16 protein-coding genes are annotated in these 15,669 nt (G+C 41.6%); 2 read left to right on the forward strand and 14 right to left on the reverse strand.

The window, feature by feature from the left end; genetic code table 11:
- Positions 1 to 85: 85 nt before the first annotated feature.
- Complete coding sequence (locus tag ABXZ36_RS14235) at positions 86 to 1,723, reverse strand: ABC-F family ATP-binding cassette domain-containing protein (RefSeq protein ID WP_354616351.1); 1,638 nt, start codon at positions 1,721 to 1,723, stop codon at positions 86 to 88.
- A 139-nt stretch (positions 1,724 to 1,862) separates the two neighbouring features.
- Here ABXZ36_RS14235 and ABXZ36_RS14240 point away from each other — a divergent pair, with 139 nt between their 5' ends.
- Positions 1,863 to 2,777, forward strand: a complete 915-nt coding sequence (locus ABXZ36_RS14240; RefSeq protein ID WP_354616352.1) for a DMT family transporter — start codon at positions 1,863 to 1,865, stop codon at positions 2,775 to 2,777.
- Positions 2,778 to 2,799: 22 nt separating this feature from the next.
- On the opposite strand, the gene rimO is transcribed toward ABXZ36_RS14240, so the two are convergent.
- Positions 2,800 to 4,101: a 30S ribosomal protein S12 methylthiotransferase RimO gene (gene rimO / locus ABXZ36_RS14245; RefSeq protein ID WP_354616353.1), complete on the reverse strand. Its 1,302-nt coding sequence runs from the start codon at positions 4,099 to 4,101 to the stop codon at positions 2,800 to 2,802.
- Between the two features lie 126 nt (positions 4,102 to 4,227).
- Here rimO and ABXZ36_RS14250 point away from each other — a divergent pair, with 126 nt between their 5' ends.
- Positions 4,228 to 5,337, forward strand: a complete 1,110-nt coding sequence (locus tag ABXZ36_RS14250) for a serine hydrolase domain-containing protein (RefSeq protein WP_354616354.1) — start codon at positions 4,228 to 4,230, stop codon at positions 5,335 to 5,337.
- A 13-nt stretch (positions 5,338 to 5,350) separates the two neighbouring features.
- On the opposite strand, the gene ABXZ36_RS14255 is transcribed toward ABXZ36_RS14250, so the two are convergent.
- From ABXZ36_RS14255 to ABXZ36_RS14310, 12 genes are all read right to left on the reverse strand, one after another.
- Positions 5,351 to 7,030 carry an amidase family protein gene (locus ABXZ36_RS14255; RefSeq protein WP_354616355.1) on the reverse strand — a complete coding sequence of 560 codons (1,680 nt, stop codon included), beginning with the start codon at positions 7,028 to 7,030 and terminating at the stop codon, positions 5,351 to 5,353.
- A 13-nt stretch (positions 7,031 to 7,043) separates the two neighbouring features.
- Positions 7,044 to 7,892, reverse strand: coding sequence for a DUF2911 domain-containing protein (locus ABXZ36_RS14260; RefSeq protein WP_354616356.1), 849 nt, complete (start codon positions 7,890 to 7,892; stop codon positions 7,044 to 7,046).
- Positions 7,889 to 8,851, reverse strand: a complete 963-nt coding sequence (gene ftsY, locus ABXZ36_RS14265) for a signal recognition particle-docking protein FtsY (RefSeq protein ID WP_354616357.1) — start codon at positions 8,849 to 8,851, stop codon at positions 7,889 to 7,891. The genes ABXZ36_RS14260 and ftsY overlap by 4 nt, the downstream gene beginning before the upstream one ends.
- Before the next feature lie 91 nt (positions 8,852 to 8,942).
- A complete protein-coding gene (locus ABXZ36_RS14270; RefSeq protein ID WP_354616358.1) occupies positions 8,943 to 9,095 on the reverse strand; it encodes a DUF4295 domain-containing protein in 153 nt (50 codons plus the stop codon).
- A gap of 6 nt (positions 9,096 to 9,101) precedes the next feature.
- The gene (rpmG, locus tag ABXZ36_RS14275) at positions 9,102 to 9,284 is read right to left on the reverse strand and encodes a 50S ribosomal protein L33 (protein ID WP_337301720.1); all 183 of its coding nucleotides are present in this window, start codon (positions 9,282 to 9,284) and stop codon (positions 9,102 to 9,104) included.
- Positions 9,285 to 9,305: 21 nt separating this feature from the next.
- Complete coding sequence (rpmB, locus tag ABXZ36_RS14280) at positions 9,306 to 9,542, reverse strand: 50S ribosomal protein L28 (RefSeq protein WP_062053089.1); 237 nt, start codon at positions 9,540 to 9,542, stop codon at positions 9,306 to 9,308.
- Between the two features lie 73 nt (positions 9,543 to 9,615).
- Positions 9,616 to 10,863, reverse strand: a complete 1,248-nt coding sequence (locus ABXZ36_RS14285; protein ID WP_354616359.1) for a competence/damage-inducible protein A — start codon at positions 10,861 to 10,863, stop codon at positions 9,616 to 9,618.
- A complete protein-coding gene (locus tag ABXZ36_RS14290; protein ID WP_354616360.1) occupies positions 10,863 to 11,201 on the reverse strand; it encodes an Hpt domain-containing protein in 339 nt (112 codons plus the stop codon). The genes ABXZ36_RS14285 and ABXZ36_RS14290 overlap by 1 nt, the downstream gene beginning before the upstream one ends.
- The gene (locus ABXZ36_RS14295; protein WP_354616361.1) at positions 11,201 to 11,812 is read right to left on the reverse strand and encodes a fumarylacetoacetate hydrolase family protein; all 612 of its coding nucleotides are present in this window, start codon (positions 11,810 to 11,812) and stop codon (positions 11,201 to 11,203) included. The genes ABXZ36_RS14290 and ABXZ36_RS14295 overlap by 1 nt, the downstream gene beginning before the upstream one ends.
- An 85-nt stretch (positions 11,813 to 11,897) precedes the next feature.
- Positions 11,898 to 12,674, reverse strand: a complete 777-nt coding sequence (locus ABXZ36_RS14300) for an exonuclease domain-containing protein (protein ID WP_354616399.1) — start codon at positions 12,672 to 12,674, stop codon at positions 11,898 to 11,900.
- A gap of 97 nt (positions 12,675 to 12,771) precedes the next feature.
- Positions 12,772 to 13,917 carry a DUF481 domain-containing protein gene (locus ABXZ36_RS14305; RefSeq protein ID WP_354616362.1) on the reverse strand — a complete coding sequence of 382 codons (1,146 nt, stop codon included), beginning with the start codon at positions 13,915 to 13,917 and terminating at the stop codon, positions 12,772 to 12,774.
- A 331-nt stretch (positions 13,918 to 14,248) separates the two neighbouring features.
- Positions 14,249 to 15,595, reverse strand: coding sequence for a dihydrolipoamide acetyltransferase family protein (locus tag ABXZ36_RS14310; protein ID WP_354616363.1), 1,347 nt, complete (start codon positions 15,593 to 15,595; stop codon positions 14,249 to 14,251).
- Between the last annotated feature and the right edge of the window lie 74 nt (positions 15,596 to 15,669).

A 15,669-nucleotide genomic window follows, 5' to 3' on the forward strand; every position in this document is an offset into this window, starting at 1 on the left:
TACAGGCATGCGAATAGACAACATGTCCACCAAACCTATACACAACCCATCCTAAAACATCCAAATACCAAGGATGCAATACATCCTACACCTTCAGATCTATCTCCTTTAAATTCTCTATACGGTTACGGATCAGGAAGGCATCTATGGTCTCAAAATGCTCTATCACCCGTTTCTCCTTAAACTCAAATACCTTCTGGCTCAATCCCTGTAAAAAGTCACGGTCGTGGGACACCAATATCAGCGTTCCGTCAAAAGACAACAACGCCTCTTTCAATACGTCCTTGGACTTCAGGTCCAAATGGTTGGTAGGCTCATCTAGGATCAATAGGTTCACCGGTTCCAATAATAATTTTACCATCGCCAATCGCGTCTTTTCCCCTCCAGAGAGGACACTTACCTTTTTCTCCAGATCGTCCCCGCTAAACATAAACCTGCCCAAGATATTTTTTATCTGGGTACGAATATCCCCTGCCGCCACTTCATCCACCGTCTGGAAGATGGTCAGGTCTGGATCCAATAAGGACGCTTGGTTCTGGGCAAAATACCCCACTTTAACGTTATGGCCCAAGGAACATTCCCCCTCAAAATCAATCTCGCCCATAATAGCTTTGATCATGGTAGATTTTCCTTCCCCGTTCCTACCCACAAATGAGACCTTCTCCCCCCTGCTGATAGACATATTGGCATCCTGGAACACCACATGGTCCCCATATTTCTTGGTAAGGCTGTTCACCGTTACAGGATAATCCCCTGAACGTATGGAAGGTGGGAAACGCAATTTTAGGGCAGACGTATCTATCTCATCGATCTCTATGATCTGCAGCTTCTCTAACATGCGCTCCCTAGAGGTCACCTGGTTGGTCTTGGAATAGGTGCCTTTGAACCTGTCTATAAACTGTTGGTTGTCCGCAATAAAACGCTGCTGCTCTTGGAAGGCCTTTATCTGGTGGGCACGCCTGTCTTCCCGCAATTGCAGGTAATGGGTGTAGTTGGCCTTATAGTCATAGATGCGGCCCATGGTCACCTCTATGGTCCTATTGGTAATGTTGTCTATAAAGGTTTTGTCGTGGGAAATGACCACTACGGCCTTGGCCTTGTTCAACAAGAAGTCTTCCAACCAGATCACGGATTCTATATCCACGTGGTTGGTAGGCTCATCCAAGAGGATCAAGTCCGGCTTTTGTAACAAGATCTTGGCCAGTTCTATACGCATACGATATCCGCCACTGAACTCATTGGTCTGGCGTCCAAAATCTTCCCGTCTAAAGCCAAGTCCCCTCAGGGCCTTTTCCACTTCTGCCTCATAGTTGATCTCCTCTAGGGCGTAGTATTTCTCCCCTAGGTCGGACACCTTGCCAATGATTTTCATATAGGCATCGGACTCATAGTCGGTCCGAGTTTCCAGTTCCTTGTTCAGGCGGTCCATTTCGTCCCTCATTTCAAAAATTTCCTTAAAGGCCTTGGAAGCCTCCTCAAAAACGGTACAATTGTCATTGGTGAGCAAATGCTGTGGTAAATAGGCAATCACAGCATCCTTGGGAAAGCGGATATGTCCACGGGTAGCCTTTTGCTCCCCAGCGATGATCTTCATCATGGTAGATTTCCCCGCCCCGTTCTTCCCCATAAGGGCAATCTTGTCGTTCTCATTGATCACGAAAGACACGTCACTAAAGAGCGTATCCCCACTAAATTCTACTGCAATTGCGTCTACGGAAATCATACCATTTTCTTTGAAGCTGCAAAACTAAAAAAAAGCGGGTCACTACAAAGAAATTGAGCGCTATAATGCAGTCCGTCAGTCAATAAAAAACGCAAGTACCAAAAGCTATTTTTAGTACATTAGCTCTTTTAAGTACCCTATGAACAAGCCACGTTTAGCCTTGGTGATCGGCATTTTTGCCATCTCTGTGTATCCCATCCTCATAAAACTGGAGCTTGCCCCTGGGCTTATCTCTGCCTTTTACCGTATGGCCATTGCCTTGGCGCTCCTATTGCCCTATGCGTGGTATACCAAACAGTTAGGCGTACCCTCCTTAGAAGTATTAGGCCTGGCGGCTTTGAGCGGCATCCTTTTTGGCGCCGATGTGGCGGTATGGAACATCTCTATACAGGAATCCACGGCTACCCAAGCTTCGTTGTTGACCAACCTCTCCCCGGTATGGGTAGGGATCACCACCTTTTTGTTTTTGGAGAATAAGCCTACCAAGAATTTTTGGATAGGGACCGTTATTGCCCTTTTGGGAATGGTCACTTTGGTAGGGTTTGGAGTCTTTGCTAATTTCGCTTTTGATAGGGCCTTTGTGTTTGGGGTGCTTTCGGGCATCTTCTATTCGGGATACCTCATGGTGAGCAAGGAAGCCCTTGCCAAGATTTCTATAGTCACTTTGATGGTTTATAGTTTAATGGCGTCTTCATTGTTCTTGGGTCTTGCAAGTTGGTTTTGGGATGAACCTTTTAGTGGTTTTGGGACGGCAGGATGGTTATTACTGGGATTACAGGCGGTACTCTGCCAGTTAGTGGCGTGGCTCTTGGTGAGCTTTGCCCTGCAACATATGAAAACCACCAGGGTGTCCTTGGCAGTCTTAAGTCAGGCGCTTATCTCCGCCTTTTTAGCATGGGTGTTTTTGAAAGAGGTGATTACCCTACAAATGATTTTGGGTGGTATTATCCTCCTTTTTGGGATACGGGTGACGTTTTACAATAAGCCTATAACGATAAAAAGGTGGCTTACGAAGCCACCCTTGGTATCAAATAGGAGCGCAGCTCCACAATAGTACTATATACTTCTTTTTTTTTTTAAACCGGTTCCCCGTAAAGGTCAAAATCTGCCGCTTCGGTAATTTTCACATTGGTGAACTCCCCTATTTTTACATAGTGTTTGGCAGCATCTATCAACACCTCATTGTCCACATCCGGAGAATCGAACTCGGTTCTCCCTACAAAATAAGGTCCTTCTTTACGGTCAATAATACAACGGAAGGTCTGTCCTACTTTTTCCTGGTTCAGTTCCCAAGAGATCTGTGATTGTATTTCCATGATTTCAGCAGCGCGTTCCAATTTTACCTCTTCTGGCACATCGTCCTCCAAATTAAAGGCATGGGTATTTTCCTCATGACTATAGGTGAAGCATCCCAAACGTTCAAAACGCATTTCTTCTACCCAACTTTTTAGGGTCTGGAAATCCTCTTCGGTCTCTCCAGGGTATCCTACGATCAAGGTGGTACGGATGGTCATTTCTGGTACGGTAGCCCTAAAATCCTGCAATAATTTAGTTGTTTTGGCCTTGGTAGTACCACGACGCATACTCTTTAGAATAGGGTCTGCAATATGTTGTAATGGAATATCTAGATAGTTGCACACTTTTGGCTCTTGCTTCATCACGTCCAAGACATCCATAGGAAATCCTGTTGGGAAGGCATAGTGCAAGCGGATCCATTCGATCCCCTCTACTTTTACCAATTCTTTCAAAAGCTCTGCTAAGTTTCTCTTTTTGTAGATATCCAAACCGTAGTAGGTAAGGTCTTGGGCAATCAACACCAATTCCTTTACCCCCTTGGCGGCCAATTTATTGGCTTCCAATACCAAATCTTCAATAGGGGTACTCTTGTGCTTTCCACGCATTAGGGGAATGGCACAAAAGGAACAAGGCCTGTCACAACCTTCGGCAATTTTTAGATAGGCGTAGTTTTTTGGGGTTGTCGTTAAACGCTCCCCGATCAGCTCATGCTTATAATCGGCTCCCAGGGCTTTCAATAGATTAGGTAGGTCACTGGTCCCAAAATATTCGTCCACATTGGGAATCTCTTTTTGTAGGTCTGGCTTATAGCGCTCACTTAAACATCCGGTCACAAAAACCTTATCCACAAGACCTGCTTCTTTCTTCTGCACATACTCCAAGATGGTGTTTACACTCTCCTCCTTGGCATTGGCAATAAAACCACAGGTATTAATAACCACAACATTTCCCTCCTCTTCATGTACCACTTCTTTATTGTTGGCACGCAACTGTCCCATGAGCACTTCTGAATCGTACACATTCTTGGAACACCCTAGGGTTACTACGTTGATTTTGTTCTTCTTAAGAGTTTTTGTCCGCATGTTTTTTTCTAAATAGTGTGCAAAAGTACGATTTGATAAAAGAATGGCATCGTAATAAGACTAATATTAACGTTTTTACGTTAAACTATTACACGAAATAATGGTCAAAAACAAAAACCTAGTAGCATGAAAACCAAATCATTACTTCTGATCCTATGGACCACCGTAGTTTTTATGAGCTGCTCCACAGAAACCGAACCCGCTCCTAACCCCAATCCAGAACCGGAACCGGAACCGGAAACACAAAATCTCTATTTCCCTCCCATAGGGAATGATACTTGGGAAAGTGTTTCCTTAGAGACCTTGGCATGGAATGCAGATCAGGTAGATCCATTGTACACTTTTTTGGAGGATAACAATACAGACGCCTTTATTATCCTTAAAGATGGGAAGATCGTATTGGAACAGTATTTTAATGGATTTTCGGCTTCCCAAAACCATACTTGGAATTCGGCGGCCAAGACATTGACCTCTTTTACTGCAGGAATCGCCCAAGAAGAAGGGTTCCTAGCCTTGGATGATGCCTCTTCCGATTATATGGGTAGTGGCTGGTCTTCTTTAACTCCGGAACAAGAAGTTATGATCACGGTAAAAAATCATCTTACCATGACTACAGGACTAGATTATACCGTATCCAATAGTTTTTGTACCGATAAAGAATGTCTCCTCTATAAAAATGAACCCAACTCATATTGGTATTACCATAATGCTCCTTATACGCTTTTGGATGCTATTATTACAGGAGCTGTTCAACAAGATTTTAAGGACTATTTCAATACTAAAATAAGGGATAAAATAGGAATGCAAGGAACATGGGTAAAGACAGGATATCTCAACCTGTACTTTAGTACTGCCAGAAGTATGGCCCGCTTTGGGTTGTTGAATCTGAACGAAGGTACCTGGGAGGATGCCCCGATCATGACCGACAGGACCTATTTTAACGCCATGACCACTACCTCTCAGGAATTAAATTCTTCCTATGGGTATTTGTGGTGGCTGAATGGAAAAAATAGTTTCAGGATTCCAGGTTCTGAAGACTCCTTCCCTGGGAAATTGATCCCCGACGCCCCTGACGATCTAGTTGCAGGCTTAGGTGCCAATGACCAAAAATTATATGTAGTTCCCAGTATGGGACTCGTAATTGTACGTATGGGCGATGCTGCCAATAGCAGTGAATTGGGCCCAACCACATTCGATAACCAACTTTGGACCCAACTCAATGCATTAATGGAATAGGAAAACTCCCTTCCTAGTTTTTAAAAGTCTCTGGCATTTTACGGACTTTGGTGGCCATTTCATAGGCCTGGCCCAATTGCAACAACGTATTCTCTTGGAACTGTTTTCCAATGAAGGTAAGACTGATGGGTTCTCCTGTTTCCTTATATCCCATAGGTACCGTTAAGGCCGGGTATTTGGCCACGGCGGCATACCCTGCATGGTAATTGTTAATGGATAGGACGGCATCCAGATTCTCTTTATCCATGGCGGTATCAAAAAAGACCCTCCCTGTTTTTTCCAATCTGCTTTTTATTTCTTCCAAACCTTCAGCGGTAGTAGAGTCTGCCACGATCCCTTCAAACAAGGCTTGTCCGTAAGGAATACGCACCAAAGAATCCATATTGTTAAAGGCGATGGCATCTTGGATACTGCCGATTTTCACGGCATCCTTGTTTTTAACTTGGGTGTTCAGATAGGCAGGCAAATCGTTCTTCATATCAATATTCAAAATACTTAGGAAGCCTTCCATTTCTACGGTTGGTGGGGTCACCACTACAATCTCTGCCCCCAAATCCTTTAATTTCTCCACAGTATTCTTATAGATTTCGTTTTCTTCCATAAGGTTGGAGAATACGCCCAAGCGCTTTCCTTTTAAGGAACTGGTGGCAACCCCGTTCATATAATCGGTGGTAGAAGCCACAGATGTATTATCCGATAGGTCTTTCCCCAACATGGCCGATAATAAAATGGCATTGTCAATAACGTTTTTGGTCATGGGGCCAGGGGTATCCAAGGTACTGGAAATAGGTACTATTCCAGATCTGCTTAAAAGGCCAATAGTAGGTTTTAATCCCACTACCGAATTCTGACTGGAAGGAGACAAAATAGATCCAGAAGTTTCTGTACCTACAGCAGCTACCGCATAATTGGCAGCTACAGAAGTACCACTCCCAGCACTAGAACCACCGGTTTCAAATACTTTTCTCCCATAAGGGTTCAAGGTTTGTCCCCCAACGGCACTATACCCTACAGGACATCCTGTACAAAGGAAATAGGCCCACTCACTTAGGTTGACCTTCCCTAAAATAAGGGCTCCGTTCTTTTTTAATTGCTGTACGATAAAGGCATCATCGGTCTCATTATCCATCAAAGCAATGGATCCTGCAGTGGTGTTCATCCCCAAGGTATTTATATTGTCTTTCAACAAAATGGGCATACCGTAGATGGCATGATGCTTATCGCTCGGATTCTTTTTACGCAACTGGTCCATTTTACGGGCTTCTGAAACTACATCCTTATTCAACGCCAATATGGTGTTCAAGGTAGTGGCATTATCAAGCTCGTATTTATAAATTCTTTTCAAGTAGAAGAGCACCAACTTCTCATAGGATAGCTTCCCTTCCTTGATATAGGCTTGTAGGGTAGGAATATCCTGTTCCAAGACTAGTGGTTTTAGGCTTTCATAATCTCCATCGGACATTTTGGAAACCTCCTCGTAAAGGGGCAAGAACACCTCATTTTTATCCAACATCTTAGATTGGATGAGCTTATACTGCATTCTCCCTATTTCATGGTCGGTATTTGCCGCAACTTCTGCCGAATCGTTATAAGCTTCCCAAAGCACCACCGGTGCCTCTACCTTTTCTTGTTTTTGCTTGCAGGAGGTGAGTCCCAATGTTGCTGCTACACCTAAAATAAAGAGTCTTTTCATAGTTGTTATTTTTTCAATTAATTTTTTTCCAATTTATACTATTTTCCTGATTCATTCGCACAAATTCATCCTTTCCTTCCTTTGCTGCTATGACCATTGATTTTTGGGCAGAGACTAGGGCGGCCTTATAATCTCCCAACGCTGCTTCTACCAAAGATTTCACCCGATGAAAATAATAGGTATCCCCACCCAATGCAATGGCCTTGTTAAGGTATTCCAACGCCAAAGGGTATTCCATTCCCTGTTCCTGGTAATACCGCGCCGCTTCATAGTAGGTCTGTGCCGTAGGATTTTGATGCAGTTGTTTGGCGATCTCCCCCAACATGGCGTTATGGGTATCTACCGTCATGGGCACCACTATTTTAGCGTTTTCCCATATCCAGATCATATCCAGGCTATTATGTGTGATGTTGTCAAAGGTGATCAAAAAATTCTCTTGAGAATAAGGGATCTTTTCAGGGATCACGGTAACCCTCAGGGCATCTTCCGCTGGGTCATAAGCTGTCCGCCCGTCTCCCCAATGGGTGGTGGTATTATGAAACACTATTTCCCATGTGTTCTCATTTGGAAAGGCATAGAGGGCATAGATCCCTTTGGACAGTGTATTGCCAAGCACCTTTATATCTGAATCCAAGGTGATCTTAGTAGACGCATTTGCCCCAACCCGCCAAATACGACTATAAGGTACGAGCTGACCAAAGACGGTCCTCCCTTTAACGGCAGGTCTTGAATATTGAATGGTGATTTTGGAAAGTCCCACCTCCTGTTCCATTACAGAAAATGGACTGGCTTTGGGATGTGTAATTTGTGCGGCGCTATCTAGCGCTAAAAAGAGGAATAGTATGAATGTAGAAATTCTCAATTTTTGGCACCAAAAAAGGAATCTACGAACTCGTACTTATTAAAAATTTGAAGATCTTCGAGGCCTTCACCAACCCCTATATATTTTACTGGCACCTTAAATTGATCGGAGATCCCTATGACCACTCCACCTTTAGCAGTACCGTCCAATTTGGTGACGGCCAAGGAGGTTACTTCTGTAGCTTTGGTAAACTCTTTAGCCTGCTCAAAGGCATTCTGCCCTGTAGAACCATCAAGGACAAGCATTACATCATGAGGAGCATCTGGAACCACCTTTTGCATCACCCTTTTCACTTTGGTCAATTCGTTCATCAGGTTTATTTTATTATGCAAGCGACCAGCGGTGTCGATGATAACCACATCGGCACCTTGTTTCATAGCAGAACTTAAGGTATCAAAAGCTACCGAAGCAGGATCACTACCCATGGATTGTTTTACAATAGGCACGTCCACGCGGTCTGCCCACACCTGTAATTGGTCAATAGCCGCTGCACGGAACGTATCCGCGGCACCCAATATTACCTTATAGCCTTGTTTTTTAAATTGATATGCTAGTTTTCCAATAGTCGTAGTCTTGCCAGCACCATTAACTCCTACCACCATAATCACGTAGGGTTTTTTATCTTTAGGCACCACAAATTCTGTTTCCTCCCCTACGTTGGTCTCGGCAAGAAGGCCTGCAATTTCTTCTCTTAGGATTACATTGAGTTCATCCGTACCCATATATTTGTCGCGGGAAACCCTTGCCTCAATTCTTTCTATAATTTTAAGTGTAGTATTCACTCCAACATCCGAAGTGACCAATACTTCCTCTAGATTATCCAAGACATCATCATCTACCTTGGTTTTCCCGGCAACTGCTTTACCCAATTTTGAGAAAAAACTGGTTTTGGACTTCTCTAATCCCTTATCCAGGGTTTCCTTCTTTTCGGAAGAAAATATCTTTTTGAATAAACTCATTTCTTATACTACTTCTATTACCCAAAGATATGAAAATAAAAAAGCTACTTTCGATGGAAAGTAGCTTTAAAATCTATTTTGGCAAGTATTATTACTGCTTTGCCATCCAATCGTTTACCAATTCAGGAGCCATTACTGATTCCACAAAAGTGTAAGCACCAGTTTTTGGTGACTTCACCATTTTAATGGCTTTGGTTAATCTTTTTGAGCTTGTCTGTAAACTCGCTACGGTCTTCTTTGCCATGACGTATTATTTTATTTCTTTATGAACTGTCATTTTCTTCATGATAGGATTGAATTTCTTAATTTCCATCCTATCTGGAGTATTTTTTTTGTTCTTGGTAGTGATATACCTAGAAGTCCCAGGCATGCCGGAATCTTTATGCTCCGTGCACTCCAAAATAACCTGGATTCTATTTCCTTTCTTTGCCATTGTTATCTTTTTCTTTACGGATTACTTAACCAATCCTTTTGCTCTTGCTTCTTTTATAACTGCAGAAATCCCCTTTTTATTGATGGATTTCAACGCCTTAGAAGTTACCTTTAGGGTTACCCAACGGTCTTCTTCAGGGATATAAAAACGTTTTTTAGAAAGATTTACATCAAATCTTCTCTTGGTTTTGTTAATGGAAAAAGAGACGTTGTTACCAAACATAGCTTTTTTTCCAGTAATTTCACAAACTTTTGACATTTCGCTACTTTTAGTGTGATTTTAAACAGGATGCAAATTTATATCTTTTTTATGGGAAGGCAAAATTCTTTTTTCAGAATTTTAGAATTTCTTTTTGTAAAAGCTCAAAAGCCTTGTTTACGGTCTTCTGAATAATGCGCTCCCGATGGTTCCCCATCATAAATTTTTCTACATAAACTCCTGATGGTGATGCTATTGCAATAAAAACAGTTCCCACATCGGCATCCGAATCCCCTTTTGTGGGTCCGGCATTCCCCGTGGTGGCAATCGCAAAATCTGTACCCAAAAGTTCCTTTACGTTGCTCGCCATGGCCTCTGCTACGGGTGCACTGACCACGGAATGGGTCTTTATGACCTCCTCGGACACGTTTAAGAGCTTTATTTTAACTTCCGTGGCATAACAAACCACACTTCCCTTAAAATAAGCCGAAGCCCCTGGCACAGAAGTAATTCGTTCTGCAATTGCGCCCCCAGTACAACTTTCTGCCGTGGCTACAGTACATTGTTTTTTAGTCAATATTTTACCGACAATTTCTTCCAAAGCTCCATTTTGGTCTTCCCCAAAAATGATATCTCCAATAATTCCGTAGAGTTTTTGGATTTCCTCCTCCACTGCATTGGCAATCCCAACCTTATCGGTTCCTTTGGCCGTTAACCTAAGTCTTACTTTCCCTAGATTGGGGAGATAGGCCAACTTGATAAATAGCGGCAATGCATTCTCCCAATCTTCTATCTTCTCCGCAATGGCACTTTCCCCTACCCCATAAGTAATCAAGGTTCTGTGGAGTATAAATGGGCGGTGAAACTCCTTGACGATCCTAGGGATCACCTCGTTCTGTATAAGACCTTTCATTTCAAAAGGCACCCCAGGAAGGGAAACAAATACTTTGTTATTTCTTTTAATCCACATTCCAGGAGCGGTACCGGAAGCATTTTTGAGTACGATGGCCTTGGAAGGCACCAATGCCTGCCTGCGGTTCATATCTGAAATGGGTGTGGAAATATATTTTTTGAATAACTCTTCTACATGAGTCAAAACCTCTTTGCGCTCCACCAGCGTATCCCCAAAATACTCACATAGGGTTAGCTTGGTGATATCGTCCTTCGTAGGCCCCAGACCTCCCGTGATAATAATGACGTCTGCCCTAGATTCGGCTTCTTCAAAAGCCTTAAGAATATGACTCCGCTCATCCTGCACCGAAGTAATCTGATATACAGAGACCCCTATTTGGTTCAATTCTTGGGCAATAAAAGCAGAATTGGTATCAATAATTTGACCAATGAGGATTTCGTCTCCAATGGTTATAATTTCTGCAAGCATTATAGATTAAAGTCTTTTCTAAGCTCCGACACCACTTGATGAATATCATTTTTCAATAATGGAAATAATTTTTCTATTTCGGCACCACTTCCTGCCTTTTTACCAAGCGTCTCTATCTCCAAAGCATTGGCACGGGTCTGTTCCATGCCTAAAAGATCTACGTTTGGCTTTATTTTGTGTGCCAATTGGTACACATTGCCGTAATCTTTGTCTTTGATAGCCTGCTCCAATAACTCCAAATCGGTGGGCACTTCATCTAAAAATACAGCTACTACAGAGTTGATGAAGTCATCATCACCTTCCGCCATTTCATTTAATTTATCTAAACTGTATATCATTATTTTATTTTTACTGTAAATAGTTCCTCGTTTTCTAGCCTACCTGAAAGGTAGTCATTTGAAGTTATTTTCCCTACGCCGGCAGGTGTCCCCGTAAAAATTATATCTCCCTTTTTTAGCATAAAATATTTGGATACATAGGCAATGATCTCATCTATCTTCCAAAGCATAAAACTTGTATTCCCCTGCTGTACAATCTCTCCATTTTTAGTGAGTGAAAAATTTAAATTGTTCAAATCCGTAAAACTGGTCTTAGGCAACCAATTCCCAACCACGGCGGCACCATCAAAGCCTTTGGCCTTTTCCCAGGGCAATCCCTTTTCTTTTAGGGCAGCTTGTACATCCCTTGCCGTAAAATCTATCCCAAGGCCAACTTCGTCATAATAGGTATGGGCAAACTTTTCTTCTATATGTTTCCCTACTTTTTTGATTTTTACCAAAACTTCTACTTCATAATGCACATCTTTGGTAAATTCTGGAATATAAAAATCTTGCTCTTTAGGAAGCACCGAAGAATCGGGCTTTATAAAAACCACTGGATCCGTAGGCCTTTCATTATTCAATTCTTTAATATGGTCTGCATAATTACGACCTATACAAATAATCTTCATGGTCTGGTTTAGATAGTTGACACTGGGTAACTCATTTTGGAATTCTTAAAATCGGTTTTCTCCAAAATAAGAACAAAGATTGTATTTACCCTAATTTATTATTGAGCTTGCTTAGTTTTATTTGTGTGAGCACCTTTTTGGTATACAAAGGGAAATCAGCATTCAGTATCCATCCAAAATACCCTGGTTCCTTTTCCAATACATCATGCACCTTTCTTCCCTTATGCTTTCCAAAAGAAAATATTTCTTTCCCATCTTCATCAAGCCCAATGAAACCGGCAAAATCAACGAATTGACGGTGGGTAGAAAACTCCGCCAATTTTTTGATGTTGTTTTCCAACTCCGGATACCTATCCAATTGAGACAAAAGCACCTCGTATGTTGCATTGGTATCAGCTTCCGCACTATGGGCATCCGTCAGCTCCTTACCACAATAAAATTTAAAAGCAGCTGCCAGAGTTCTTTTTTCCATTTTATGAAAAATCGTCTGCACATCTACCGACACCGTATTTTTCATGTCAAAATCTATTTCAGCACGAAGCATTTCTTCTGCCAATAAAGGGATATCAAAGCGATCAGAATTAAACCCTCCCAGATCACTGTCCTTGATCATATTATAAATGTCCTTGGACAATTCTTTAAAGGTAGGCTCATTGACTACCTTCTCATCAGAAATACCATGAACCGCAACCACCTCTGCAGGTATTGGCATTTCTGGATTCACCAACCATGTTTTACTTTCCTTGTTCCCATTGGGATATACTTTTAAAATAGAAATTTCTACGATTCTATCCTTGGCCACATTGATTCCTGTTGTTTCCAAATCAAAAAAACAGATGGGCCTTGTGAGGTTTAATTGCATGCCTTCATTTAATTTACACAAAGATAGTTTTTAGAAATACAGTAGAAAAAAATTACTGTTTTATTCGACCAATGTCCAATGTTACTAGCCCTTTCTACTATAACCTGGTATTGATCACGTTGTTGAAGGCAGAACCAAAGGTATAGCTAAGGCCAACCCCAAATCTTATTTCGAAATTGGTTGCGATCTGTTTTTGCTGCAAAAGAACGTCCTCAAGGGAGGCCGAACCAGCTGGCAGGTTGATCTGGTCCTGTATAAATTTTAAATCCCCTGAAAAGCGCACGGATAGGCCTTTGAAGACACGGACAGACAAATAACTGTCCATCTCCAATCTGTTTTTGGACGAATCATTTAAAAAAGCGGATGCCGTAATTCGGGTAAAAACATTACCCCAAGGTTGTCTAAAACGCATTTCTACATTCAAGGAGTGACTAAACACGGTTTCTGTATCCTTTCCAAAAATAGTGGTTTCTAAATAATCATTGTACAAATACCCAACCTTGTAGGCAAAAACAATTTCCCTCCGCAAAACTTCGCGGTAAGGAAAAATATTGTACTCAAGAGCGGGACGCAGGTCTAGGGCACTATTCAGATTGGTATAGGTATCATGTTTGGCACCACCAAAAATTCCGGCAGACCAGTGGTCAGATAAACTACGTACCACACTTCCATTAGCAGAATACCGTTCCCTTTCACTAGTAAACTCCTCCCCCTCACTTTTAAACCTACTGCTAAAACGGCTCATTTCCATATCGGCCCTGATGCGCCATTTTTCCGTGACTCGATCGCTTTCAAAGCCCAACTCATATCTAAATTGATTCCTACTGGCCTCACTACTTACATCCACTTCGCCCCTAACCTCAAAAAGCCAATTGTTCCAAGGATCCTCAAAATTGATATCTTGTAGGTCTGCCAATCCTTTATCATTTATAGTGTATTCTATATTATCGGCTACATCTGATACCAATACAAACTTTAGGATTCCGGCCTTAATATTTTTAACCAATCCTTTTCGCACTTCGTCAGAAGACATGTTAACGTTTGTGTCATAGGATAGTTTATTTTCCAATTCCGAAAAACTGCCCTCCCCTGTAAACTCCAATTTGTAAGTGCGTCCACCACTAGCATTAGCAATATCGTAAATAAACAATTTTACATTGGCCAGACCTTGGTCTCTGACATGACTTACAAAATTAATTTCTTGTTGAACATACCTCTGGTCACAGTTACAATCGAGAAACATCTTTATTGACTCATTTTGGGAAAAAGCAGTTAATGAAAGAAATAATAAAATGAAAAAGCAAAGCCCTTTCAGTATCGAGAAACGAAAAATCATAAAAGTAAGGGTCTATTTTGATTAGGGGTTAAAGGTAGGGGTTGACATTTCTAATAACTAAGATCGCGGCACCAAAGCCCTAAAGAGCGGTGTTAAATATTTCAAAAAATAAGAGATTACAATAAAAATACTTCATTGATTAAGCTCATCAATATGGGCATTTTTAGTCTTTTACATTATAAAAATAAAAAATGCCCCGAACTATCGGGGCATTTTTTATATCTACTATTTAGGACTACTACACCTCTCTATTAACATCCCAAGCTTCCAAATAATCGGCCACGGCCTTAACGAACATACCTCCCAAGGCACCGTTTACTACCCTGTGGTCATAGCTATGTGAAAGATACATCTTACTCCTGATTCCTATTAGGTCTCCTTCTGGAGTTTCAATGACGGAAGGTATCTTACGAATTGCACCTAATGCCATAATACCTACCTGAGGTTGATTTATAATGGGTGTTCCGAAAACACTTCCAAAAGTACCCACATTAGTTACCGTATATGTGCCTTCCTTGATTTCATCTGGTTTTAAAGCGTTGTTTCTGGCCCTATTAGCCAAATCGTTTACGGCCTTCGCCATCCCTACCAAATTTAATTGGTCTGCATTTTTTATTACAGGAACTATGAGATTCCCATCGGGCAAGGCAGCCGCCATTCCCAAATTGATGTTTTTCTTTTTGATAATAGTGTCCCCATCCAACGAAATATTCATCATTGGATATTTTTTTAGCGCCTTAGCTATGGCTTCCATGAAGATTGGGGTAAACGTGAGTTTCTCTCCTTCTCTTTTTTCGAAGGCGTTTTTCATTTTATTTCTCCAGTTCACGACGTTGGTTACATCTACTTCCACAAAACTTTGAACATGAGCCGAGGTAGAAATACTTGCAGTCATATATTGGGCAATAAGCTTGCTCATGCGAGACATTGGAATTACTTCATCTCCACTTCCCACATGAACAGGAACGGCTTTAGGTTTTTCTTCAGTCATTATAGCTACAGCCGGTTGATCTTGTTTTACCGTTGTAGGTTGCGGAGCCGAAACAGCAGATTGTTTACCTGATGTCCTATTCTCCACATACTCCAAAATATCATTCTTAGTGACCCTGTTATCCTTGCCAGTACCATTAATAGTATCCAATTCAGCAATGGAAATACCCTCTTGTTTAGCGATGTTTTTCACCAGAGGAGAGTAAAATTTATCAGACTCATCAAACCCCATAACAGGAGTAGCTGCAGTTTCTTTTGCACCTACCATATTATCTTCCAATTCCGTTACCGCTTCTTGGGGCACTTCTTCCTCCTCCTTGGTAACTGATCCATCTTTATCTACTGGGCTGTCCCCACCTATCTCTATAATGGCCACAGTTTGCCCTACTTTGATCACATCATCTATATTGAACAATTTCTCCACCAAAACACCATCTACTTCACTAGGAACTTCAGAATCTACTTTATCGGTAGCTATCTCAAAAATGGCTTCATCCATTTCAATGGTGTCACCAACTTCCTTTAACCATGAGGTCAGGGTTGCTTCTGCAACACTTTCGCCCATCTGCGGCAATTTTAATTCGAATCTTGACATATTGATAGTTTGTATGCTTTTTTGGTTTAATAATTTGCAAAAATACTAAAAAAAAGACCTTATAATTATATTAA

Source organism: Sediminicola arcticus (genome assembly GCF_040566695.1).
GTDB lineage: Bacteria > Bacteroidota > Bacteroidia > Flavobacteriales > Flavobacteriaceae > Sediminicola > Sediminicola arcticus.